The following is a 20,826-nucleotide window of genomic DNA, read 5'->3' as shown; positions in this document are numbered from 1 at the left end:
TGTGGTTATGTTGTCGGGTTGTGCGCAGCCTCTTAACACCGGGGGGAATTTATCTTAACGTTAAGATAAATGTTGGCAGCCCGTTGCTGTCATCGCCAATCCTCTGTTAAGGCGTCGATGATGAAAAATAAGGTGTTGTTCCCCATTCTGTTTGCCGTGATCGCTTTTCTTATCGGGCTGAACCTGCGCCCAATGCTGGCGATTATCGGCCCGCTGTTCCCGGTGTTGCAACTGCAGGCCGGGTTGTCGGCGACGACGTTCAGTCTGCTGACCACGTTGCCGGTGGCGATGATGGGCCTGGCCGCACTCTCTGGCCCGTGGCTGATCGCCCGCATCGGGCCGGTAAAGGGAATCGCCGCCGGTTTGCTCTGTCTGACGTTTGCCTGCCTGTGGCGCGGGGTTACGCTTACTCCCTCTCAGCTGCTGCTCACCGCGCTGGCGGGGGGCGCAGGAATTGGCGTGATACAGGCGCTGATGCCCGCTCTGATCCGGCAACGCTTTGCTGAGGCCGCGGCGACGCTGATGGCGCTGTTCAGCACGGGCATTATGGCGGGCGCGGCACTGACTGCTGCCGGTGCCGACCCGCTGTTTTCATGGCTGGGCCTGCAACCCGCGCTGGCGCTTTCCGGCGGGTTAACGCTGGTCACACTGCTGATCTGGCTGACTTTAGTCAGACGATCGCCGCAGGTGAGCGTGGCCTCTGATGCAGCGACGCTGCCTGTGCGGCGTACCCTGTTGCTGATGCTCTTTTTCGGCATTGGCACGGGTGCTTATACATTAGTGCTGGCCTGGCTGCCGCCATTCTATATTCAACTGGGCTGGAGTGCTCGCCACAGTGGCTATCTGCTCGCGGCCCTGACGTTAACCGAAGTGGTGGCAGGATTCATCGTCTCGGCGACGTTACATCGCTTTCCCGATCGCCGTCCGCTGCTGCTCGGCGTGCTGGCCCTGTTGCTGCTGGGGCTGCTGAGTCTGGTCTTTTACCCGGGTACGATGCCGATACTCTCTTCACTGTTACTGGGTACGGGCATCGGTGCGCTCTTTCCGCTGTCGCTGATCGTCACGCTGGATCATGCGCGCAGTGCCAGAGAGGCGGGCATTCTGCTATCACGCGTGCAGGGAGGCGGATATCTGATTGCGGCTCTGATGCCGCTGCTGGCAGGCTGGGTGCGTGATAGCGGCACGTCAATGACCCAGGCCTGGCTGATCATGAGCGCTGGCGTGGTGCTGTTGATGGTGATTGCCCGACGCTTCAGACCTCAGAACAGTATCAACTGAACAAAGCCGTTGCCGATCAATGTCGATCTGGCATGCTGGAATAAAACCCCTGAACCCGGAGTGCATTGTGAAAGTGATTGGTCTGTTAGGCGGTATGTCGTGGGAGTCTACCGCGCTCTATTACCGCATTCTCAATCAGCAGGTTAAGCAGCGGCTGGGCGGCCTGCACTCGGCGGAGCTGGTGCTCTATAGCGTGGATTTTCAGCGCATTGAGCAGCTACAGGCCGCGGGCGAGTGGCAGCAGGCGGGAGAGATACTGGCTGAAGCGGCACGCAATCTGGAACGGGCTGGCGCGCAGTTCATCGTACTCTGTACCAACACCATGCATAAAGTGGCAGCACAAATCAGCGCCGCAACGGGCATCCCGCTGCTGCATATCGCCGACGCCACCGGACGGCGCATTCAGCAGGCCGGGGTGCGTAAGGTCGGATTACTGGCGACGCGATTCACCATGGAACAGGATTTCTATCGCGGGCGACTTCAGCAGCAGTTTGGTCTTGAGGTGATCACGCCGGATAGAGAGGATCGGATTTTTGTGCATGAGGTGATTTACCACGAGCTCTGTCTGGGCGAGATCAATCCCGCGTCGCGTCGCCGTTATGGGGAGATCATGCAGCAGCTGGTCGCGCAGGGGGCGGAGGCCATTATTCTCGGCTGCACCGAAATCACACTGCTGGTGGATGCCACGGATGCCAGCGTGCCACTGTTTGATACCACGCTTATCCACGCGGAAGAGGCCGTTACCCAGGCACTGGCCTGACGTTTATCCTGCACTTAGCCTTGAGGGAATCGCATGAAAATTGAAAATCTGCCGTTTGGCCTGACCCAGTGGGATCAGATTGAAGAGACGATTCATCCCGGCGACCAGGGGCAGGCGACCTGGCGAACCGTGAAGTTTAACGATATCCGGGTGCGGATGGTCGACTATTCACCAGGCTATGTCGCCGATCACTGGTGCACAAAGGGCCATATTTTGCTGTGCATGGCGGGTGAGTTGCACACTGAACTGGCAGATGGTCGCCGTTTCGTGCTGACACCGGGCGTCAGCTATCAGGTGGCGGACGATGCTGAACCACATCGCTCCTTTACGTCCACAGGCGCGCAACTCTTCATCGTTGACTGAGTTCACCATCAGCCTCTCTGGTGATCAGCTGCTGGTGAATCATCGCGTCGTTGACACTTTTAAAAGTAAACTGAATCAGCTTTATAAAAATCAGCAAAATTAATGGCTTATTTCATCAGAGTTATCTGGTTCTGACAGGAATAATTTCCATCAGGTTGTATGCTAGAAGCCTTATATGAACGTTTTGCATTCACCTGAGGTGGGGAAGCCTGTGCTGATAAAAAAGAAGAAAGTTCGTTCGCATACCGAAGATCGACTGCTGGCGCTGGTGCTTGCCACCACCGCCGGCATCCTTAATGCCATGGCGCTGGGCGCGTTTGGATTTTTTCCATCGCATATGACCGGTAACACGTCGCAAATCTCCCAGGAAGTGACCACCAGCGACCTCCATACTATGCTGTTTTTGATGGCACTGATTATTGCCTTTGTGCTGGGTTGTACCGTTGCCCGGCTGGCGGTGGTAGTGGGGATCAGACATAAGTTACGCACCATATTCTGTCTGATCATTCTGGCGGAAGGGGCGGCACTGACGGCGGCATCAATCTTTGAGATCGTGTTCTACCGGCCAAGCTTTAACGGGGAAGTGCTGTTAATGCTGGGCTTTTTAATGGGGATTCATAATGCGACCTCGACACAGCTCTCCAATGGCCGCGTCAGATCGACCCACATTACCGGCACGCTGACCGATGCGGGTATTGCGCTGGGGTCGTGGATCTTTGCCCATACGTCCCACGCCGTGCATCTTGAAACCGACGATCGTCGCTTTTTCCAGAAGGTTCTGCACACCCATCTGACTACCGTGTTTTCATTCCTGAGCGGCTGTATTGCCGGTCTGCTGCTGTTCAAAGTCTATGGCTTTAACGCCATGGTTGGACTGGGGATATTTCTGATGCTGGTGGCACTGACGGCCATCGCCATCACCGTGCAGCGTACCCGCAGAAGCCTCTACTGACAGTAAAACCGCCCGCCCGATGCACACAGCGCATCGGGCGGGTTGCTTACTGCTGCGTTCGGGTTGGCCGCACCACGATTTCGTTCACATCCACCTCTTCAGGCTGTTCAATGGCATAGCGCACGGCGCGCCCAATGGCGTCCGGCTGCAACGCGATAGCGCGATAGTGCTGCATCGCCTCGGCGGCTGCCGGATCGGTAATGGTTGATGCCAGCTCGCTCTCCACCACACCGGGATGAACACAGGTCACCCGCAGCTGACTGTTCTCCTGCCGTAATCCGTCTGAAATCGCCCGCACCGCAAACTTGGTGGCGCAGTAGACGGCCGCGGTGGGCGACACGGCCAGCGCCCCTATCGACGCGACGTTGATGATGTGGCCGCGCTGGTGGGCCAGCATGGTCGGCAACACTGACGCAATGCCATACAGCACCCCTTTGATGTTTACGTCGATCATCTGTTCCCACTCTTCCACCCGCAGCGACGCCATCGGTGACAAGGGCATAATACCGGCGTTATTGATCATCACATCCACCCGGCCCCATCTCGCCAGCGCATACTCAACGAACTGCGTCATCTCTTCGCGGCGCGTTACATCAAGCGCTTTGATCGCCACCTCTGCACCATTGAACTGCAGCTCTTCAGCCAGCGCGGCCAGGCGGCTTTCCCGCCGCGCACCCAGCAGCAGAATGACATCTGTTTTCGCCAGTTCACGTGCAATGCCTGCACCGATGCCGCTTGAGGCGCCGGTAATTAAAATCACTTTCTGAGTCATTTTGTTTCTCCAGTCAGGTTGTCACTGGCGATCATACGGCGACTGGATTATAAAGATAATCCACCGAACGCTTTACGCACTGGTAACTCAATCTGACCAATGAATGCCGATAAAAATGCTCTCGAAGTTTTTGTGATTGTGGCGCAGACGCGAAATTTCCGGCTGGCCGCAGAACAATTGGGTGTTACGCGTCCGGCGATCAGCCAGAGTCTGCGGCGTCTGGAAGACCGGCTTAACATCACGCTGATGCAGCGCACCACACGATCGGTTCAGCTGACAGAAGCCGGACAGCGGCTCTATGCCGAAGTGGCGCCGGCGATCAACCAGCTCAATCGCGCCGTGACCGATATTGCCGAACTGGCTGCGGAACCTCGGGGCCAGCTGCGGCTGGCGATCTCCTCGATTGCAGAGCGGATGCTGGGGGGAGAACTGCTGGCGAGCTTTATTACCGCTTACCCGCAGGTTGAGCTGGATATCACCGTCACCGATGAGGAGTTTGATATTGTCGGGCAGCGCTATGACGCGGGCGTGCGGCTGGGGGAGGTGATTGCTCAGGATATGATTGCGGTGCCGGTATCCACCGCGCAGCGTCAGGTGGCGGTGGCGTCACCCGCCTATCTGGCTCGCGCAGGCACGCCGCAACATCCTCAGGATCTGGTCAATCATCGCTGCATCGGCTGGCGAAAAGGGCCAGGTCTGGCCCCTTATCGCTGGGAGTTCGCAGAGCAGGGACGCGAGTTTGATGTTGCCGTCAATCCGCAACTCACCACCAACGATATGGGGGTGATGATCCGCACCGCCTGCGCCGGGGGCGGCATCAGCTTTGGCATGGAAGAAACCTTCCAGCCTTACATCGCACGTGGCGAACTGGTGACCCTGCTCGACGCATGGTTGCCTGCCTTTGCCGGCTTCTATCTCTATTTTCCCAGCCGTAAAAACCTGGCCCCCAAGCTGAGGGCGCTGATCGATCACGTCAGACTTTAGCGACAGAGTGCACGTCTGATTTAGCGCTGATATTGCTGATCGCTGACCTGCTCCAGCCAGTCAACCGGCGAGCCGTTCAGTGACTCAGCGATAGCAATATGCGTCATGGCGTTATCCGGCGTTGCACCGTGCCAGTGCTTCACGTTTTCCGGGATCCAGACGATATCACCGGTGTTCATCACCTGAATGGCTTCACCCTCACACTGAATCCAGCCCTGGCCATGCGTGACGATCAGGGTTTGCCCGAGTGGATGGGTATGCCATGCGGTGCGGGCACCCGGTTCAAAAGTCACCGTTGCGCCACCCACGCGGGCGGGTTCGGTTGCCTGGAATGGTGCATCAATCCGAACCGTGCCGGTAAAATATTCAGCAGGTCCTTTACGCGAAGGCAGCGATCCGTTGGCGATAATTTTCATTACTCACTCCTGTTGTTAACGTGTCATGCACAGTGTAACCGGCAAGCCGGAGCGTGATTAGCCCGCTCAGTCGGCAAACGGTTATGAGCCGGGCTCATTAATTGCCTGACAGTTTTTCAGGCTGTCATGTTGTAACGGGTGATGATGTTGATTTTAGAGTAGGGCGCGGGCGGTTCTGAGGCGGGCAAAAATCCATGAAACGCCAGCAGCGTTCTGAAGGCGTGCAGCGCATCAAGCTGTAAATTATGCTCGATTAATGCATCAATTTTACCGGCCTGCAGCAGTGCACGATTCTCACGATCGAGATCGTGACCAATAAAAGCGTTAACCGTCCGCTTTTGTTCGGCAAAAGCGCGCAGTATGCCGGGATTACCGCCACCGACGGTGTAGACCGCATCTGCATCCGGTTGGCTCTGCAAGAACTGTGTCACCGACTGCTGCATCCGGGCGTCAATGCCATAACCGCCTGCCACCACGCTCACCTGATGCTGGGGCGCAAACTCCTGCATTGCTCGCTGAAACCCCTGAATTCTCTCCTGTTCGCCAATGAAATCGTGACTGCCGGTCACAGCCACAATATGTGAACGACTCACCCGCAGCCATTTTGACATCAGAAAAGCCGCCACTTTACCGGCATCAAAATTATCCATGCCGATATAGCGCAGGCGCGCGCTGCCGGGCAGGTCACTCATCATGGTGACCACCGGAACGCGTTGTTTCAGCAGTGATTCAAGGGTGGGATGAAGTTCACCAGAACAGGCTGCCTTAAGAATGACGCCGTGACTATGCAACGCTTTTTTATTCAGCAGCGCGTTAATCGCCTCCGCAGTCAAATTCGCGCCGAAGTGGAAACGCAGCTGAAGTTTAAAGGCAGTAAAACTGGCAATCTGACTGCTGAACGCCTCACGTATCAGTGGCTGAAAGCGGTCAGGTGTATGCATGATGACGTCGAAATAGATCGTTCTTCCCCTGGCGAGTCCCGCTTTTTGCATCAGTTCCAGGTCCGCTATCGCCTGCTGGATTCGGTGCTGGGTTGTGGCATGCACGTTGCCGCGCTGATGCAGGGCCCGGTCGATGGTCGCCAGACTGAGTCCCGACTGGGCAGCAATCTGTTTCAGGGTAAATTTAGCCATGTGCTGCTCGTGACACCAGAGGATGACGATAGTTTTATCATACTGCTGGCCATTGTCAGATGATCATTTAACACAGGCTGGTCAGAACATATCAGGCAGGGAAGCCTGCCGCGCAGGTTATCGCAAAAAACAGTGAGTCGAAAAAGTGTTTATAACACATTCAGCCAAAAGTCTGTTTCCGCGATATATAACTATCCAACTCTCAATATACATGGGCATAAATAGATTACAGCGGTTGCTACCACGTTTTGGCTATTTATAGCTTCAGGGCTGCATGGGGTGAAAATAAAGCAAGATAATATTCTGAAGTTGTATAGTTAATAACCTTTTTGCCGCTTCGCTTATATTTCCCACCCTACGGCTTTTTTGTTTTTTGGCTCCCGCTAATGATAGACTGTATATGCATACACCATCGGGAGGTCGTGTGAAGTACGACAACGATAATGAAATCCGTGCGCTGGTTGGTGCGGTAGTCAGTGATTTGATCAAGGCGGGAGAGCCGGTTCATTTCCACGACATTACGGACGCGCTGTTTCGCCTGAGCGAAGAGACGCGTGACAGCAGGCTGAAAGCATTGTGTCAGGAAGCGATAAGCTTTTTCACTCGTAAGATGCATTAAGGTTGCCAGGCCTGATGCCGGGCGTTGTCCCGGCCTGTGTCATGATAGCGTCCCTGCTACCTTTGACATCGGCGATCATAAGAGGCTTTGCATATTGCTCGCAGCCATTAAAACGGATTTTTTGTGAGTCGTTTGTTTTTTATTCAGCGAGACGGTTGATGACCTCATTAAAAATGTCAGTCAGATCTTTCTGTTGATTATTCATTAGGGGTGGCGAATTTCTGATAAAGAAGTTCGCCTTTTCATTGGCAGGTCTTATTAAGCCTGAATGATCATCATCTGGCATGATTGCAAAAAAGCGTTATCGTCGGGATCAAATCCCTGCTACATCATTAACCTGCAAAAGAATTTTTATATCGGATAATTTCTGTGTGGCATATCGGGTATACAGCGAAAGTGAGGGAAGGAAACAAAAGCGGGCGAGGGGGAAGAGTATCCTGCGTTACCAGAGGTAACGCAGAATGGCGTATCAGATGCCGGTATCGTCTGGCGTGCGGCCAACCACGATTTCCAGCGTTTTGCGTAACACATCCAGCCTGACAACATCTGAAGTGCATTCCAGTTCAGCGATCAAATAGAGGATGATCGCTTTATTGGTTACACGTCCCTGATCAGCAACAATGTCACGAATCACTGCGCCCAGCAGTTCAGTTTCCGGAGCAAGCTGATCGCCTGCGCTACGGAAGTAGTCAATGATTGAAGAATCTGATGATGAATGCTGCATGATTATTCTTTCTCTGAGGAAAATGGGTCAGATGCAATGGTTGAAGTCAAAAACGAGTGTAGGCGCAGTTTTCGTTTTGCCCAGCCCGCCTTAAAAATTCTGTTCAGGTCTGCCGCTTCGCTTAAAATTAGCCGCATGTATCAGGTACGCAGTACGCTCAATCAGTGCTTTTTCGAACCTTCAGGCGGGCCATCACTGTTCATACGATGAGCCGTGTTATCACGTTCGGCACCGTCGCCCTGCACGCGTTTGCGCGCGGCAACCATACCATTACGGACTTCAGTGATGGCTTTGCGAATCACTGACACTTTCACGGCGTCGTCAGCATCAGCAGCCATCAGTTCGAGCTGTGCGATTAAGGCGTTGCTGGATACCGGTTTGTCTGACTTGAGTAATGTCAGAACGGCTTCGCCGATCATAACATCTGTCAGTTTCTCATCTTCACTTCTGTACATACTGGCTTCTCTGATTGCGAATCAATGGCCATGCTGCGGGTCCGTATGCGTCAGCGGGTGCGACTTAGTGCACCCGATACGGGAAGCAGAACTGGGCTTTATTGCTAGGATAGATCTTCCTGGGTGATGGCTGAAACAGGCGTCCTGATTAACATGCACGACCGTGAGAGGGCATTAATCTTCGCGACGAAAAAGCATCGCAATGAGTTCATGCAGATGACTCTCTTCTTCTGGCGTGGCAGCCAGTTCAAGGCGACTCAGCAGTTTACTGCAAATCGTTTTCCGACTAAGGCTGTGACCTGCGCGCAGAATTTCCACCACAACCGAACCCAGCGTCTCCTGTTGCGACGGTGAGCTGGCCTGATTGAAGTAACGGGCAATATCGCTGATCGTTTCCGGGGCTTGTCCGTTCTGACGCATGTTGTTGTCCTCAGGTGATTTAAATGTATGCACTCTGGATGCGCAAGTTATACATCTTTGCAAAACTTGTACAGAATTTTGGATTTTTGGGATTGATTTTTTTGTGCAAAAAGTGCTAAGGCTTTTAAAACAGGGTGTTACGAGGAGTTTGTAGCGAGGTAAAAATTGTACCAGATTCTTGTATCATTAACACCCCACCGACGCTCCGACCTGAATATTAAGGCCGGAGAGGAACGGCACACCTGGGTTAGTGTTTAAAGAAAATGTCATCAGCAGAGACGGGAGCAGCGGGCTCTTTGCCAATGGTTTTGGCAAGCCAGTTCGCCGGGGCGGTGCTGCGGGAACCGATGGTTTTGAACCCCATCAGCCATTGAAGCGCATGCTGCATCTGCTCAAGGCGACTCTCATTAACTTCAGAGTCAGCCATGACCCTTAGTTCATTAATCAGCAGTTCAACATTCACTTCCTGACCGGCATTAAACAGGTTCATTGCGGCTTCGCCAATGATGACATTCGCTTTTTCGTCGCTGGAAAAATACAAATTATCCTCCTGGGTGATTGCGGTAAGTAACATTAACTGTAGCAAAAAAATTTACGAAGCTTAATCAATTCAGCCTATCAATAAGATTATTTTAATTGTCGGTCTGCTATGCGTGTCATGTGAGTGCCGCCAGGTGTCAGAGCGCTTTTCGGTCAATTGCACAGCCAGGATGGCCTTTTTGTAATCCTGTTATCGCTTTTGCGGTTTACTCAACCACAGATGAGAAAGGCGTAAAACCCGGTTATAGCTATACATCACGCTTTCCATAAACTTTCCATCAATGAAATTAACTTTTTACATATCAATAAGTAAAACACCTAGCTTACAAAACTTCACATTCGGGCCCGGACGCTGAAGAAACTTCACAACCCTTCGCTGTTACAAAGGTATAGCCTGTGCTATAAAAAATAGCCTATGCTAATTATGTTCTGTTTTTAATCACCTCTGGAGATCGCCCTATGGTCCCGAAAAGAAAAATAACCATGATGCTACTGAGTGCGCTACTGACAACCCTGATGGCGACCAGCAGCTATGCAGCAGAAAAATTTAAGGTAGTGACGACGTTTACGGTCATCGCTGACATGGTAAAAAACGTGGCGGGCGATGCGGCCGAAGTCACTTCCATTACCAAACCGGGTGCTGAAATACACGAATATCAGCCGACGCCCGGCGATATCAAACGTGCGCAGGGTGCGCAGTTAATCATGGCGAACGGGCTTAATCTCGAACGCTGGTTTGAGCGTTTTTATCAGCATCTGGATGGGGTGCCGGAAGTGATTGTCTCTGCCGGGGTAAAACCGATCGGTATTGGCGAGGGGCCTTATAACGGTAAACCGAATCCGCACGCCTGGATGTCTCCGGACAATGCGCTGATCTATGTCGATAATATCCGTGATGCGCTGGTGAAATATGACCCGGCGCATGCGGAAACCTATCGTCAGAACGCAGCTGCCTATAAACAAAAAATCACCGCAGCGCTGGATCCGCTTCGCCAGCAGATTGCCGACATCCCGGAGGATAAACGCTGGATGGTGACCAGCGAAGGCGCATTCTCCTATCTGGCTCGCGACCTGGGCATGAAAGAACTCTACCTGTGGCCTGTAAATGCTGATCAACAAGGCACGCCGCAACAGGTGAGAAAAGTGATCGACCAAGTGAAGAAAAATGCGATTCCGGCGGTGTTCAGTGAAAGCACCGTGTCGGATAAGCCAGCCCGTCAGGTCGCGCGGGAAACGGGTGCGCATTACGGTGGGGTGCTTTACGTCGACTCATTAAGCAACGCTCAGGGACCGGTGCCGACCTATCTGGATTTGCTCAGAGTCACCACGGAGACGCTGGCGCAGGGCATTAAAGCGGGAGAGAAAGCGCAATGACAGACACCATCGTTGTTTCGGATGTCACCGTGACCTATCGCAACGGTCACACCGCGTTGCATGATGCCAGCTTCAGCGTGCCGGGTGGATCGATTGCGGCGCTGGTGGGTGTGAATGGCTCCGGCAAGTCAACCCTGTTCAAAGCGCTGATGGGCTTTGTCCGGCTCGCCAGCGGCAGCATCTCGGTGCTCGGCATGCCAACCCGTGAAGCACTGCGTCAGAGTCTGGTGGCGTATGTGCCGCAGTCGGAAGAGGTAGACTGGTCTTTTCCGGTGCTGGTGGAGGATGTGGTAATGATGGGTCGCTACGGTCATATGGGCCTGCTGCGTCGACCCAAACCACACGACCAGCAGATTGTCAGTGATGCGCTGGCGCGGGTCGATATGCTGGATTACCGCCATCGGCAAATCGGTGAACTTTCCGGCGGACAGAAAAAAAGGGTATTTCTGGCGCGCGCCATTGCCCAGCAGGGCAGCGTTATCCTGCTGGATGAGCCGTTTACCGGCGTGGACGTTCAGACTGAGGCCAGAATCATCAGCCTGCTGGGTGAGCTGCGCGATGAAGGCAAGACCATGCTGGTCTCAACGCATAATCTGGGATCGGTCACGGAGTTCTGCGATTACACGGTTATGGTTAAAGGCACCATTCTGGCCAGCGGCCCGACCCGCACCACCTTTACCGCCGCCAACCTTGAGCGCGCATTCAGTGGGGTGCTGCGTCATGTGATGGTGAAAGGGCTGGACGATCAGATTATCACCGACGATGAGCGGCCTTTTATTGCGCCATGTACGGCACCTGAAGACGGGAACTGACCATGGAACTGTTACTGGAGCCTTTTGGTTATCACTACATGCTCAACGCGATGTGGGTCTCCGCCATGGTCGGCGGCCTGTGTGCGTTTCTCTCCTGCTATCTGATGCTCAAAGGCTGGTCGCTGATTGGCGATGCGCTGTCGCACTCCATCGTGCCGGGCGTAGCGGGTGCTTACATGCTGGGACTGCCCTTTGCGCTGGGCGCGTTTCTCTCAGGTGGGCTGGCGGCGGGCAGTATGCTGTTACTCAATCAGCGAACCCGCTTAAAAGAAGATGCAATCATCGGCCTGATCTTCTCCTCCTTCTTTGGTCTGGGTCTGTTTATGGTGTCGCTCAATCCGACCGCGGTAAACATTCAGACCATTGTGCTCGGCAATATTCTGGCGATTGCGCCCGCAGATATACTTCAGCTGGCGCTGATTGGCGGGCTGTCGATCATCATTCTGCTGTTTAAGTGGAAGGATCTGATGGTCACCTTCTTTGATGAGAATCACGCGCGCGCTATCGGACTGCGTCCTGAACGACTGAAAGTCCTCTTCTTTACCCTGCTGGCAGTCTCAACCGTGGCTGCGCTGCAAACCGTCGGTGCATTTCTGGTGATCTGTCTGGTGGTGACGCCAGGCGCGACGGCCTGGATGCTCACCGACCGCTTCCCGCGTCTGCTGATGATTGCCGTAGCGATTGGCAGTATCACCAGTTTTCTCGGTGCGTGGGCGAGTTACTACCTGGATGGCGCAACGGGCGGCATCATCGTGGTGGCGCAGACGTTGTTGTTCCTGCTGGCGTTTGTCTTTGCGCCCAAACATGGCTTGCTGGCTAACCGGCGTCGTGGCCGCCATCGTCCCGAAAAGGAGCCTGGCTGATGTGGATCTTTGAACCTTTCCAGTTCGCTTTTATGAACAGTGCGTTGCTGATTGCGCTGGTGGTGGCGATCCCCTGTGCGCTGCTGTCGGTCTTTCTGGTGCTGAAAGGCTGGGCGCTGATGGGCGATGCCATGAGCCATGCGGTATTCCCCGGCATCGTCCTCGCCTGGATGGCCGGGCTGCCGCTGGCGGTGGGTGCGTTTGTCGCAGGTCTGTTCTGTGCAGTTGCCAGTGGATTTCTGCAGGACAACAGTCGCATCAAGCAGGATACGGTGCTGGGAATCGTCTTCTCCGGCATGTTCGCGGTGGGATTGATCCTCTATATCGCCGTGAAACCGGAGGTGCATCTTGATCACATTCTGTTTGGTGACATGCTGGGTATTACGGGCGCTGACATAATTCAGACCTCGCTTATCGCAGCGGTGATCGTCGGGGTCATTGCGGTGAAATGGCGTGATTTTATGCTGTTCAGTTTTGATCCGCAGCAGGCACAGGTCTCTGGCTTACCCGCACGCTGGCTGCATTATGGGCTGCTCTGCATGGTCTCGCTGACCATTGTGGCTACGCTGAAAGCAGTAGGGATTATACTGTCGATTTCCCTGCTGATTGCACCCGGTGCTATCGCAATTCTGCTTACCCGCCGCTTTTCACATGCGCTTCTGGTGGCGGTCGTGGTGTCGGTGCTGGTGTCGCTGAGTGGGGTCTATCTCTCGTTCTTTATCGACAGCGCGCCAGCACCCACGATCGTGGTGCTGTTTGCACTGGTGTTTATCGTGGCGATGGTGATTTCAGGCCGCAAAACGCGACAGCTGGAGCGTCTGAGACTTCGCGAGAGCGGCAGGCATGAGTAGAGTGATGACCAGCATGAATGCGGTAAGTTGGGACTTTATGAGCAAACGGATGTTCAGAGTATTCTAAACCTATGAACATGACTCAAAGGAAATGGTAATGACATTTGAGATCAGAAAAGGAAGTAATGTGATTGGTCTCACTGAACTGGAGTTCGGTGATCCTCCGATGGGGTTTGTTTATGGAGAATTTAAGCCTACCACTTTTTATCAAAGAAATGATTCAATGACTGAACTTGCACTTTTTAAGCGAGATGGGAGTCTGCATATTCATACGAAGTTTATAACTATTGTGGATAGCTCCGAGCAAATTGATGAAAAGCTCACAGAAGTGACGATTTTAATTGAATCAGCTGAAGAATATGAAAGATATTTTTATCACCATTTGGAAAAATATAATAATAATTTTGGTTGCGTTGACTGATTTGGGGTGGAAATTGATTGGCTGCAATCTGGTAAATTAACCCGCATACAAAGTATGCGGGCTTTTAATTTATTTTTTCATTGCTGGAGTGATTGTCAGGTTGTTGCCTTGTTGTACAGCCTGGAAGGTAGAGACATAGGCCTTTCTTGTCGCCTTTTTATTCTCACCGCCTGCTTTTTTATTTACTTCAATATAAATGAGGTATGTTTGTCCATTTTCAAGTTTTATTTCTTCTGGCTGAATGCAAAAAAGGCCAGCTTTGGGTTGTTTGTCAGCAGGGAAAATAACCTGTTCTGAGGGGTTTTTCATATTATAAGTTAACGCGGATACAACCTTTTCATCACTTTGTATTGGTATAGAAACACATACATCACTATTCTGGACATGGGCCGGAACAGGTGTTTCTTTAGTATATCGATTATCCAGGTTTTCGCCCAGCGTGCAACCACTCAAGAGAAAAATTACAGGGATTAAGGTCTTAGTTAAAATATTCATTAGAACGGGAACCCCTCAAGAACTTTTTGATATTTTGAATGAATCTTATTGTCTACTGATCCAACATAAGAAACTTCGCCATCTTTACCACGTCTTGCCAGCCACATATTAAGCCCAAATTTAGAAAGCAAAAAGTAATCAGCAATAATTTGTGCTTGTTGTTCTAATCTATAATCAAACAGCTTTTTATTTTCTTCAAAAGAGTATTCGTAGCTAACAAAGCCACTAACAAGGCCTCTCATACGTACCCATATGCCCCTTTGATACTGCCAGACATGCGACATTTCATGGATGAAAAGATGTTGAAACTGAAAAAGATTGAATTGAAAAGTTCTCGCAATACCAGTCCCGGAAATATAATTCTCCATTGGGGCTCATTGCGGTATTTCTACCCTGAAGTTTGAAGGGAAAGTAACTTGCATGATGAATCCACACGCGAGGATAGACGATTGAATTTCCGAATATCGATTTTGCTAACGTTATTTCGCCAAGTGTCAGGAGCCTTTGACTCCCTTCATTATCACTCATGAAATCCTCCTTAATTTCTTGATTTTAATGAACAAATATAGAGTTCAGGCTGAATGCACCTATAGTTAACTTATCTGAATCCCACGACTGGTGATGGATTTTAGCAAAAAAGACGGGAGTTGTCTCAAATATGGTTTTGGCCGTTAATCGAGGAGCTTTTAACTTGAGGTGTAATCCCGGCGGCAAACTATTGCCATTTTTTATCCTGAAGTCCCTGTCCTACACACTGTAAAGGATAGAGATCGTCATCTGGTGAAAATAATCTCAAAATCTAAATTTATAGTAAGCCGAAAAGGATGATGCACGTTCATTACTTTCTTCACATCCGCGAGTATACCTGTAAGTTCGTCACGTTAAAGAAACTATGAGCAATCAGCCGAAGGGGATCTCACCGTTGACCAAACTGTTCAGCAAAGGCGTATAAAACAAAAATTATTTAAGCTCACCCTGAAAAGCGCCACAGAAAATGGCAGGGCTTCTGCTAAATGTGGCGCTTTCATGTATTCTTCCTTTTTACACCGTCTGGTATCAGCTCTGCCACTGCGACTGGCAGACAATGCTGCAGAAGTTAATCAGTTTGAACTGGGCATCCTTGTCTGCCAGTACATCTGCTTTTACGTAACCAAAAGTCATCTTTGGCATGTGCTATCGCAGTTCTGCTGACCCGACGCTTTTCACATGCGCTGCTGGTGTCGGTGCTGGTGTCGCTGAGTGGGGTCTATCTCTCGTTCTTTATCGACAGCGCGCCAGCACCCACGATCGTGGTGCTGTTTGCACTGGTATTTATTGTGGCGATGGTGATTTCAGGCCGCAAAACGCGACAGCTGGAGCGCCAGCGGCTTAATGCCAGCTGACTGGCTATCGCGGCTGTCTCTCAACCGCGATAGCGCACCGCATCAATCAAACGTGTAAAGGCGCTGGTGTGCTGTCTGCGGCTGGGATAGTAAAGATAATAACCCGGAAAAGGCTCACACCAGTCAGCCAAAACCTGAACCAGACGGCCACTTTTAAGGTGTTCCGCAACGCTATCCTGCGGCACATAGCAGATCCCCATCCCGCTCAGTGCGGCATCAATGCGCGACGCGAGATGATTAAAAATTAACTGACCCTGCGTTTTGACCCTGATCTCCTTGCCATCACGCATAAACTCCCAGTTATAGAGGCCACCCAGCGTCGGCAGCCGCAGGTTGATGCAGTTATAATGCTGTAAATCATAGGGAGTCTCAGGTCTGCCGTGCTGATCAAAATAGCTGCTGGCTGCCACCACGCACATATTCCAGTCCGGCCCGATGCGTACCGCCACCATATCCTTTTCGACCTGCTCACCCAGTCGCACGCCTGCATCGAAACGGCCGCTGACAATATCGGTCAGACTGTTATCCACCGACACTTCAACATGGACATCGGGGTATTGCTGAAGAAAGGGTCTGAGCAGCGGCCAGAGTGTAGAGGTGAGCGCATGTTCGCCTGCGGTGATACGAATGTTGCCGGAGATTTTACCCTGACTGTCAGTGACATTGACCAGTTCAGACTCAATCTCGCTGAACAGCGGGGCGAGTGTAGTGATCAGCCGTTCACCGGCTTCTGTCGGGGCAACGCTGCGAGTAGTGCGCGTCAGCAACCGGACGCTAAGACGCTCTTCCAGAGCGCGAATCGCGTGGCTCAGTGCCGACTGCGACACACCCAGCTTCGCCGCTGCCCGGGTGAAGCTGCGCTCTTCTGCTACCACCACCAGATAGATCAGATCGTTAAAATTTTCTTTCAGCATAGGTCCTCTGACCTGTTTGATCGGTTATCCCGGTCGGGACAGGCCGATTTATCGACGTTAACTACGGCTTCGCTACCCGACCTGCTATCAGACCCGAAATTGCCTTTCAGGGTTACACATTTCGCGGCAGGATTAATGAGGCGGACAGATAAACCCTATGAACGACGGCTATAAAAGCTTTTTTCAATAAAATTAATAAAATCATTTAGATGAGCGTTGTATGAACACATATTTATCCCGATTCAACCTCGCTCCGCCATTCAGATAACACTTACTTTTCCCGGCTTCCCCGCAAAATTGCCAAAAAGCTGCTAAACCTTAAAGCAGAGATACGCGCGTAAAGATTAGGGTTATCACGATTTTCCCCCGATTCGAACCCCGTCAGAAATAAACCTATAAAAAATTACATCTTTTGGCCCCCAACAATGGGAAGCAGACAATGTCGGAAAAAATATCGCTAACAATGCAGGTTAATGGTCAGTCGCAGCAGATGCAGGTCGATCCCCGTGTCACCCTGCTTGATGCGCTGCGTGAGCATCTTAACCTGACCGGCACCAAAAAAGGGTGCGATCAGGGGCAGTGCGGTGCCTGCACGGTACTGATTAATGGCCAGCGGGTGCTGAGTTGCCTGACGCTGGCGGCTCAGGCGGATGGCGCCGAAGTGACCAGCATTGAAGGGCTGGCTTCCACCGAAGGTGAGCTGCACCCGGTGCAGCGCTGCTTTATGGAGAATGACGCCTTCCAGTGCGGCTACTGTACACCGGGTCAGATTATGTCCGCCGTCGCCTGCATCAAAGAGGGCCATGCGGGTTCAGAAGATGAGATCCGTGAGTATATGAGCGGCAACCTTTGCCGTTGTGGAGCATATCCGCACATTGTGGATGCGATTAAACAGGCCGCAGCAGAGATGGCGAAGGAGTCCGCATGAATGAATTCAGCTGGAAAGTCGCGCAGTCGCCTGAGGAGGCCGCAGCCCTGAAACAGCAGTCTGGCAGCCAGTTTCTGGCAGGCGGCACCACACAGCTCGATCTGATGAAGTGTGGGGTCTTCACGCCGCCGCAGCTCATCGGCATCACTGGATTGACCGGGCTTAAAAACCTGCAGTTTGACGACGATAAGATCACGGCCGGCGCGCTGGTCACCATGAGCAGCCTGGCGGATCATCCCGCCTGCCAGCAGAACGCGCCAGCCATCTACGGAAGCCTGTGGCAGGCCGCGTCACCGCAGATTCGTAACATGGCCACGCTGGGCGGTAATATACGCCAGCGTACCCGTTGCGCCTATTACCGCGATCCGGCGACCTTTTCCGCCTGCAACAAACGCAATCCGGGTTCCGGCTGCGCCGCACTGGATGGCGTTAACAGCAATCATGCCATCCTGGGCGCCAGCGACAGCTGCATCGCGGTCTATCCCGGCGATCTGGCGGTGGCGCTGGTGGCGTTTGACGCCATCGTGGTCCTGCAGAATCAGCAGGGCGAAACCCGCCGCATCGCGATTGATGATTTCTTCCTGCTGCCGGGTGACACACCTGATCGTGAGCACGATCTGCGCGATGACGAAATTATTGTGGCTATCGAAGTGCCGCAAACCGAGTCACTGCGACACTCACACTACCTTAAAGTCCGTGACCGCAGCTCTTATGAGTTTGCTGCAGCCAGCGCGGCCGCAGGCTTCACGCTGGAGAACGGCGTGATGCGTCAGGTCCATATTGCGCTGGGCGGCGTCGCCACCAAACCCTGGCGGGTGAGGTCGGTGGAGCAGGCGCTGGAGGGCCAGCCGTTTAATGAAGAGACGGTCTTCCAGGCGGCAGAACGGATTACACAGGAGACGCAGGCGCTGACCCACAACGCCTATAAAGTAAAACTGGCGCCGCGTGTGATTGCACGTGCGCTGATGGCAGCAGGAGAAACCGCATGAGTGACGTAAATGACAAATCACGTCGGGAGTTACTGAAGGCGACGGCGGCGATCTCAGCGGCGGGCAGCCTGGGGCTGAGTATGCAAAGCGCCAGTGCCAGTGATACTGCCACGGCGGAACCAGAAACCACCGATCCGATTGAGGGACTGGGCGCCGGGCGCTCGCGGGGTGACGGCAAAGTAAAAGTCACCGGTGAGGCGCGGTATGCGGTAGAACATCAGCCGGGAAATCCGCTCTATGGCGTGGTGATCCAGTCTACTGTTGCCAGCGGCCGTATCAGCCGGATGTCGACGGAAAAGGCGCAGCAGGCCTCGGGAGTGGTGGCGGTTTATACCCATCTGAATAGCCTGAAGATCAACAAACCTACCGCGATTGCAGACGGCGGCGCGGCGCAGTCAACCTATACCCCGATTCAGGACGATGTGATTATTCACAACGGCCAGAACATCGGTCTGGTGGTGGCAGAGACGTTTGAGCAGGCAACTTATGCCGCCTCGCTGGTGGAGATCGACTATGAAACCTCGCCTGCACTGATTTTTGCCACCGATGAGGGTGTCGAACCGAAACCGGTATCGAAACAGGATATCGATATGGGCGATGCACAGGCGGCGATGCAGCAGGCCGAGGTGCGTCTGAGCCAGCGCTATACCACGCCGCGCGAATACAACATGCCGATGGAACCGCACGCCTGTGTCGCTGAGTGGCAGGATGGACGCATGACCGTCTGGGAGCCGAGTCAGTGGGTGGCAGGCGCGCAGGTGGAAATCGCCGAGTGGATGGGCATTGACGTTGAAGATGTGCGGATTATTTCGCCCTATGTCGGCGGGGGATTTGGGTCCAAGCCGGTGCCTTACACCCACGTCGCACTGGCCAGTGTGGCATCACGAGCGCTGAAGCGTCCTATCAAAGTGTCGCTGACCCGACCGCAGACCTTTACTGGTCTGGGCGGACGTCCCGCCACCTCGCAGCAGCTGGAACTGGGTGCCTCGCGTGACGGCAAAATCCAGGCGATTATCCAGCGCAGCTTCAGTGAAACCTCATTAATCGATGTATTTGCTGAGAACTGCAGCAAAGTCACCGCCCGCATGTATGCGGTGGGCAACGTCTCCGCCCAGCATCAGGTCAGGCCGATCAATACCGTGACGCCAGGCTGGATGCGGGCGCCAGGTGAAAACCCCAGCGCCTTTGGCCTGGAAGTGGCGATGGACGAGATGGCCTATGCCCTGAATATCGATCCGCTGGAGTTGCGTCTGCGCAACTGGGCAGACAAAGATTATCAGCTCGATCTGCCGTGGAGTTCGCGTCGCCTGAAAGAAGCCTATCAGAAAGGGGCTGAAGCCTTTGGCTGGGATAAGCGCATTATGACGCCGCGGTCGATGCGCGAAGGGCGTGAATTGATTGGCTGGGGCATGGCCTCTGGCACCTATCCGGTCAACAAACTGCCTGCTGAGGCAAAAATCATCCTGACCCCACAGGGTAAATTTGTGGTGCAGTGCGCCGGTGCGGATATCGGCACCGGGACCTATACCATCCTGGCGCAGACCGCTGCCGACATTCTTGGCGTCGCCTCCACCACCATTGAGGTTCAGCTGGGTGATACTGAGCTGCCGCGTGCCGGTGTCGCAGGTGGATCGCAGCTTGCGGGCAACGTGACCGCGGCGGTGAACGATACCGCCAGACGAATGCGCGACCAGCTGCTGAAACTCGCCAGCGAGCTGCCACAGTCGCCACTGAATGGCACTCCGGCATCTCAGCTCACGCTGAAAGGCGACGGGGTTCAGCATAATCTGCGCAGCGGTCTGGCGGTCTCATTTGCCCGGCTGGCAAGCCTGGCACCGGCGGAGAGTCTGACGGTGAAAGGCGGCACTTTCCCGGACGATCTGTCACAGAGCGAGCGCGACAAGATGGTGCGCAACCTTAATGACATGAGCCGCCCTGAAAAATTCTCGGCCCACAGCTGGAGCGCGCAGTTTGTGGAAGTGCGGGTCGATGAAGATTTCGGCACTATCCGGGTCAAACGGATGGTGGCGGCGCTCGACAGCGGTCGTCTCTACAACCCTAAACTGGCGCGCAGCCAGTGGATTGGCGGCATGATCATGGGCGTCGGTCAGGCGCTGATGGAAGAGGGCATCGTCGATCCACGCAATGGTCGGGTGATCAACAACAACCTGGCGGACTATCTGGTGCCGGTTAACGGTGACATCCCGAGCATTACCACCATCAACGTTGGCGAGCCCGATTTTGAGGCGACCACCATGGGCGGTAAAGCCGTGGGTGAGCTGGGTATCGTGGGCGTGGCGGCAGCGATCAGTAATGCGGTGTTCCATGCCACCGGTAAGCGGGTGCGCGACTTACCTATTACTCTCGATAAGATTATCTGA

General features: G+C 53.5%; 24 protein-coding genes and 1 pseudogene. 15 read left to right on the top strand and 10 right to left on the bottom strand.

Annotation, left to right across the window (positions count from 1 at the left end; genetic code table 11):
- Positions 1–120 precede the first annotated feature (120 nt).
- The 4 genes from NR201_RS06770 to NR201_RS06755 all read left to right on the top strand — a co-directional run bounded on the left by NR201_RS06770 (position 121) and on the right by NR201_RS06755 (position 3,353).
- Positions 121–1,278, top strand: coding sequence for an MFS transporter (locus tag NR201_RS06770; protein WP_010670567.1), 1,158 nt, complete (start codon positions 121–123; stop codon positions 1,276–1,278).
- 67 nt (positions 1,279–1,345) lie between these two features.
- Entirely contained in the window at positions 1,346–2,038 is a 693-nt protein-coding gene (locus tag NR201_RS06765) for an aspartate/glutamate racemase family protein (RefSeq protein WP_033760791.1), read from the top strand.
- Between the two features lie 33 nt (positions 2,039–2,071).
- The gene (locus NR201_RS06760; RefSeq protein WP_010670565.1) at positions 2,072–2,401 is read left to right on the top strand and encodes a DHCW motif cupin fold protein; all 330 of its coding nucleotides are present in this window, start codon (positions 2,072–2,074) and stop codon (positions 2,399–2,401) included.
- A 211-nt stretch (positions 2,402–2,612) separates the two neighbouring features.
- The gene (locus tag NR201_RS06755) at positions 2,613–3,353 is read left to right on the top strand and encodes a YoaK family protein (protein WP_029519590.1); all 741 of its coding nucleotides are present in this window, start codon (positions 2,613–2,615) and stop codon (positions 3,351–3,353) included.
- 46 nt (positions 3,354–3,399) lie between these two features.
- Here NR201_RS06755 and NR201_RS06750 read toward each other — a convergent pair whose 3' ends face one another.
- Positions 3,400–4,125, bottom strand: a complete 726-nt coding sequence (locus NR201_RS06750) for an SDR family oxidoreductase (protein ID WP_256849552.1) — start codon at positions 4,123–4,125, stop codon at positions 3,400–3,402.
- A gap of 99 nt (positions 4,126–4,224) precedes the next feature.
- Between NR201_RS06750 and NR201_RS06745 the strand changes: the two genes are divergently transcribed.
- Entirely contained in the window at positions 4,225–5,109 is an 885-nt protein-coding gene (locus NR201_RS06745) for a LysR family transcriptional regulator (RefSeq protein WP_256849551.1), read from the top strand.
- 20 nt (positions 5,110–5,129) lie between these two features.
- Here NR201_RS06745 and NR201_RS06740 read toward each other — a convergent pair whose 3' ends face one another.
- Together NR201_RS06740 and NR201_RS06735 are read right to left on the bottom strand one after the other, a co-directional pair.
- A complete protein-coding gene (locus tag NR201_RS06740) occupies positions 5,130–5,525 on the bottom strand; it encodes a cupin domain-containing protein (RefSeq protein ID WP_010246880.1) in 396 nt (131 codons plus the stop codon).
- Positions 5,526–5,641: 116 nt separating this feature from the next.
- Complete coding sequence (locus NR201_RS06735) at positions 5,642–6,658, bottom strand: substrate-binding domain-containing protein (RefSeq protein WP_052271318.1); 1,017 nt, start codon at positions 6,656–6,658, stop codon at positions 5,642–5,644.
- A 424-nt stretch (positions 6,659–7,082) separates the two neighbouring features.
- Here NR201_RS06735 and NR201_RS06730 point away from each other — a divergent pair, with 424 nt between their 5' ends.
- Positions 7,083–7,277 (top strand): hypothetical protein, encoded by a 195-nt coding sequence (locus NR201_RS06730; RefSeq protein WP_010246886.1) that lies wholly within the window; start codon positions 7,083–7,085, stop codon positions 7,275–7,277.
- 469 nt (positions 7,278–7,746) lie between these two features.
- On the opposite strand, the gene NR201_RS06725 is transcribed toward NR201_RS06730, so the two are convergent.
- The 4 genes from NR201_RS06725 to NR201_RS06710 form a co-directional block, all read right to left on the bottom strand.
- A complete protein-coding gene (locus NR201_RS06725; protein ID WP_010246887.1) occupies positions 7,747–8,001 on the bottom strand; it encodes a biofilm/acid-resistance regulator YmgB/AriR in 255 nt (84 codons plus the stop codon).
- Positions 8,002–8,162: 161 nt separating this feature from the next.
- A complete protein-coding gene (locus tag NR201_RS06720; RefSeq protein WP_010670560.1) occupies positions 8,163–8,456 on the bottom strand; it encodes a hypothetical protein in 294 nt (97 codons plus the stop codon).
- Positions 8,457–8,630: 174 nt separating this feature from the next.
- The gene (ycgZ, locus tag NR201_RS06715; RefSeq protein WP_010246891.1) at positions 8,631–8,876 is read right to left on the bottom strand and encodes a regulatory protein YcgZ; all 246 of its coding nucleotides are present in this window, start codon (positions 8,874–8,876) and stop codon (positions 8,631–8,633) included.
- 247 nt (positions 8,877–9,123) lie between these two features.
- Complete coding sequence (locus NR201_RS06710) at positions 9,124–9,417, bottom strand: hypothetical protein (RefSeq protein ID WP_256849550.1); 294 nt, start codon at positions 9,415–9,417, stop codon at positions 9,124–9,126.
- A gap of 482 nt (positions 9,418–9,899) precedes the next feature.
- On the opposite strand from NR201_RS06710, the gene NR201_RS06705 reads away from it, so the two are divergent.
- The 5 genes from NR201_RS06705 (at position 9,900) to NR201_RS06685 (ending at position 13,737) form a co-directional block, all read left to right on the top strand.
- Positions 9,900–10,790: a metal ABC transporter substrate-binding protein gene (locus NR201_RS06705; RefSeq protein ID WP_370516265.1), complete on the top strand. Its 891-nt coding sequence runs from the start codon at positions 9,900–9,902 to the stop codon at positions 10,788–10,790.
- Positions 10,787–11,602, top strand: coding sequence for a manganese/iron ABC transporter ATP-binding protein (locus NR201_RS06700; protein WP_256849549.1), 816 nt, complete (start codon positions 10,787–10,789; stop codon positions 11,600–11,602). Before NR201_RS06705 ends, NR201_RS06700 begins: the two co-directional genes overlap by 4 nt.
- Before the next feature lie 2 nt (positions 11,603–11,604).
- The gene (gene sitC, locus NR201_RS06695) at positions 11,605–12,465 is read left to right on the top strand and encodes an iron/manganese ABC transporter permease subunit SitC (RefSeq protein ID WP_010246899.1); all 861 of its coding nucleotides are present in this window, start codon (positions 11,605–11,607) and stop codon (positions 12,463–12,465) included.
- Complete coding sequence (locus NR201_RS06690) at positions 12,465–13,316, top strand: metal ABC transporter permease (RefSeq protein WP_256849548.1); 852 nt, start codon at positions 12,465–12,467, stop codon at positions 13,314–13,316. The genes sitC and NR201_RS06690 overlap by 1 nt, the downstream gene beginning before the upstream one ends.
- 97 nt (positions 13,317–13,413) lie before the next feature.
- On the top strand, positions 13,414–13,737 hold the full coding sequence (locus tag NR201_RS06685; protein WP_033768791.1) for a hypothetical protein: 324 nt from the start codon (positions 13,414–13,416) through the stop codon (positions 13,735–13,737).
- Positions 13,738–13,806: 69 nt separating this feature from the next.
- On the opposite strand, the gene NR201_RS06680 is transcribed toward NR201_RS06685, so the two are convergent.
- A complete protein-coding gene (locus tag NR201_RS06680; RefSeq protein WP_050499133.1) occupies positions 13,807–14,232 on the bottom strand; it encodes a putative T6SS immunity periplasmic lipoprotein in 426 nt (141 codons plus the stop codon).
- Positions 14,232–14,600, bottom strand: a complete 369-nt coding sequence (locus NR201_RS06675) for a type IV secretion protein Rhs (RefSeq protein ID WP_256849547.1) — start codon at positions 14,598–14,600, stop codon at positions 14,232–14,234. The genes NR201_RS06680 and NR201_RS06675 overlap by 1 nt, the downstream gene beginning before the upstream one ends.
- 804 nt (positions 14,601–15,404) lie before the next feature.
- Between NR201_RS06675 and NR201_RS06670 the strand changes: the two are divergent.
- Positions 15,405–15,614 (top strand): annotated as a pseudogene (locus NR201_RS06670) (metal ABC transporter permease); the annotation flags it as partial.
- 20 nt (positions 15,615–15,634) lie between these two features.
- On the opposite strand, the gene NR201_RS06665 reads toward NR201_RS06670, so the two are convergent.
- Entirely contained in the window at positions 15,635–16,528 is an 894-nt protein-coding gene (locus NR201_RS06665; RefSeq protein WP_256849546.1) for a LysR family transcriptional regulator, read from the bottom strand.
- Positions 16,529–16,967: 439 nt separating this feature from the next.
- On the opposite strand from NR201_RS06665, the gene NR201_RS06660 reads away from it, so the two are divergent.
- From NR201_RS06660 to NR201_RS06650, 3 genes are read left to right on the top strand one after another with little or no spacing between them, the layout of a single operon-like run.
- Positions 16,968–17,456, top strand: a complete 489-nt coding sequence (locus tag NR201_RS06660) for a (2Fe-2S)-binding protein (RefSeq protein WP_022624540.1) — start codon at positions 16,968–16,970, stop codon at positions 17,454–17,456.
- Positions 17,453–18,445: a xanthine dehydrogenase family protein subunit M gene (locus tag NR201_RS06655; protein ID WP_033768799.1), complete on the top strand. Its 993-nt coding sequence runs from the start codon at positions 17,453–17,455 to the stop codon at positions 18,443–18,445. Before NR201_RS06660 ends, NR201_RS06655 begins: the two co-directional genes overlap by 4 nt.
- Complete coding sequence (locus tag NR201_RS06650; protein WP_033760772.1) at positions 18,442–20,826, top strand: xanthine dehydrogenase family protein molybdopterin-binding subunit; 2,385 nt, start codon at positions 18,442–18,444, stop codon at positions 20,824–20,826. Before NR201_RS06655 ends, NR201_RS06650 begins: the two co-directional genes overlap by 4 nt.

This window comes from Pantoea sp. Fr-CA_6, assembly GCF_024520895.1.
GTDB lineage: Bacteria > Pseudomonadota > Gammaproteobacteria > Enterobacterales > Enterobacteriaceae > Pantoea > Pantoea agglomerans.
Note: the sequence above shows the minus strand (reverse complement) of the source record. Positions and strands in the feature narration are given on the sequence as shown.

Bases quoted from the DNA above. Each gene is read 5' to 3' on its own strand.
- NR201_RS06770 (WP_010670567.1), top strand. From the start codon at position 121: ATGAAAAATAAGGTGTTGTTCCCCATTCTGTTTGCCGTGATCGCTTTT.
- NR201_RS06760 (WP_010670565.1), top strand. From the start codon at position 2,072: ATGAAAATTGAAAATCTGCCGTTTGGCCTGACCCAGTGGGATCAGATT.
- NR201_RS06750 (WP_256849552.1), bottom strand. From the start codon at position 4,125: ATGACTCAGAAAGTGATTTTAATTACCGGCGCCTCAAGCGGCATCGGT.
- NR201_RS06745 (WP_256849551.1), top strand. From the start codon at position 4,225: ATGAATGCCGATAAAAATGCTCTCGAAGTTTTTGTGATTGTGGCGCAG.
- NR201_RS06740 (WP_010246880.1), bottom strand. From the start codon at position 5,525: ATGAAAATTATCGCCAACGGATCGCTGCCTTCGCGTAAAGGACCTGCT.
- NR201_RS06735 (WP_052271318.1), bottom strand. From the start codon at position 6,658: ATGGCTAAATTTACCCTGAAACAGATTGCTGCCCAGTCGGGACTCAGT.
- NR201_RS06725 (WP_010246887.1), bottom strand. From the start codon at position 8,001: ATGCAGCATTCATCATCAGATTCTTCAATCATTGACTACTTCCGTAGC.
- NR201_RS06720 (WP_010670560.1), bottom strand. From the start codon at position 8,456: ATGTACAGAAGTGAAGATGAGAAACTGACAGATGTTATGATCGGCGAA.
- ycgZ (WP_010246891.1), bottom strand. From the start codon at position 8,876: ATGCGTCAGAACGGACAAGCCCCGGAAACGATCAGCGATATTGCCCGT.
- NR201_RS06705 (WP_370516265.1), top strand. From the start codon at position 9,900: ATGATGCTACTGAGTGCGCTACTGACAACCCTGATGGCGACCAGCAGC.
- NR201_RS06700 (WP_256849549.1), top strand. From the start codon at position 10,787: ATGACAGACACCATCGTTGTTTCGGATGTCACCGTGACCTATCGCAAC.
- sitC (WP_010246899.1), top strand. From the start codon at position 11,605: ATGGAACTGTTACTGGAGCCTTTTGGTTATCACTACATGCTCAACGCG.
- NR201_RS06690 (WP_256849548.1), top strand. From the start codon at position 12,465: ATGTGGATCTTTGAACCTTTCCAGTTCGCTTTTATGAACAGTGCGTTG.
- NR201_RS06685 (WP_033768791.1), top strand. From the start codon at position 13,414: ATGACATTTGAGATCAGAAAAGGAAGTAATGTGATTGGTCTCACTGAA.
- NR201_RS06680 (WP_050499133.1), bottom strand. From the start codon at position 14,232: ATGAATATTTTAACTAAGACCTTAATCCCTGTAATTTTTCTCTTGAGT.
- NR201_RS06675 (WP_256849547.1), bottom strand. From the start codon at position 14,600: ATGGAGAATTATATTTCCGGGACTGGTATTGCGAGAACTTTTCAATTC.
- NR201_RS06665 (WP_256849546.1), bottom strand. From the start codon at position 16,528: ATGCTGAAAGAAAATTTTAACGATCTGATCTATCTGGTGGTGGTAGCA.
- NR201_RS06660 (WP_022624540.1), top strand. From the start codon at position 16,968: ATGTCGGAAAAAATATCGCTAACAATGCAGGTTAATGGTCAGTCGCAG.
- NR201_RS06655 (WP_033768799.1), top strand. From the start codon at position 17,453: ATGAATGAATTCAGCTGGAAAGTCGCGCAGTCGCCTGAGGAGGCCGCA.
- NR201_RS06650 (WP_033760772.1), top strand. From the start codon at position 18,442: ATGAGTGACGTAAATGACAAATCACGTCGGGAGTTACTGAAGGCGACG.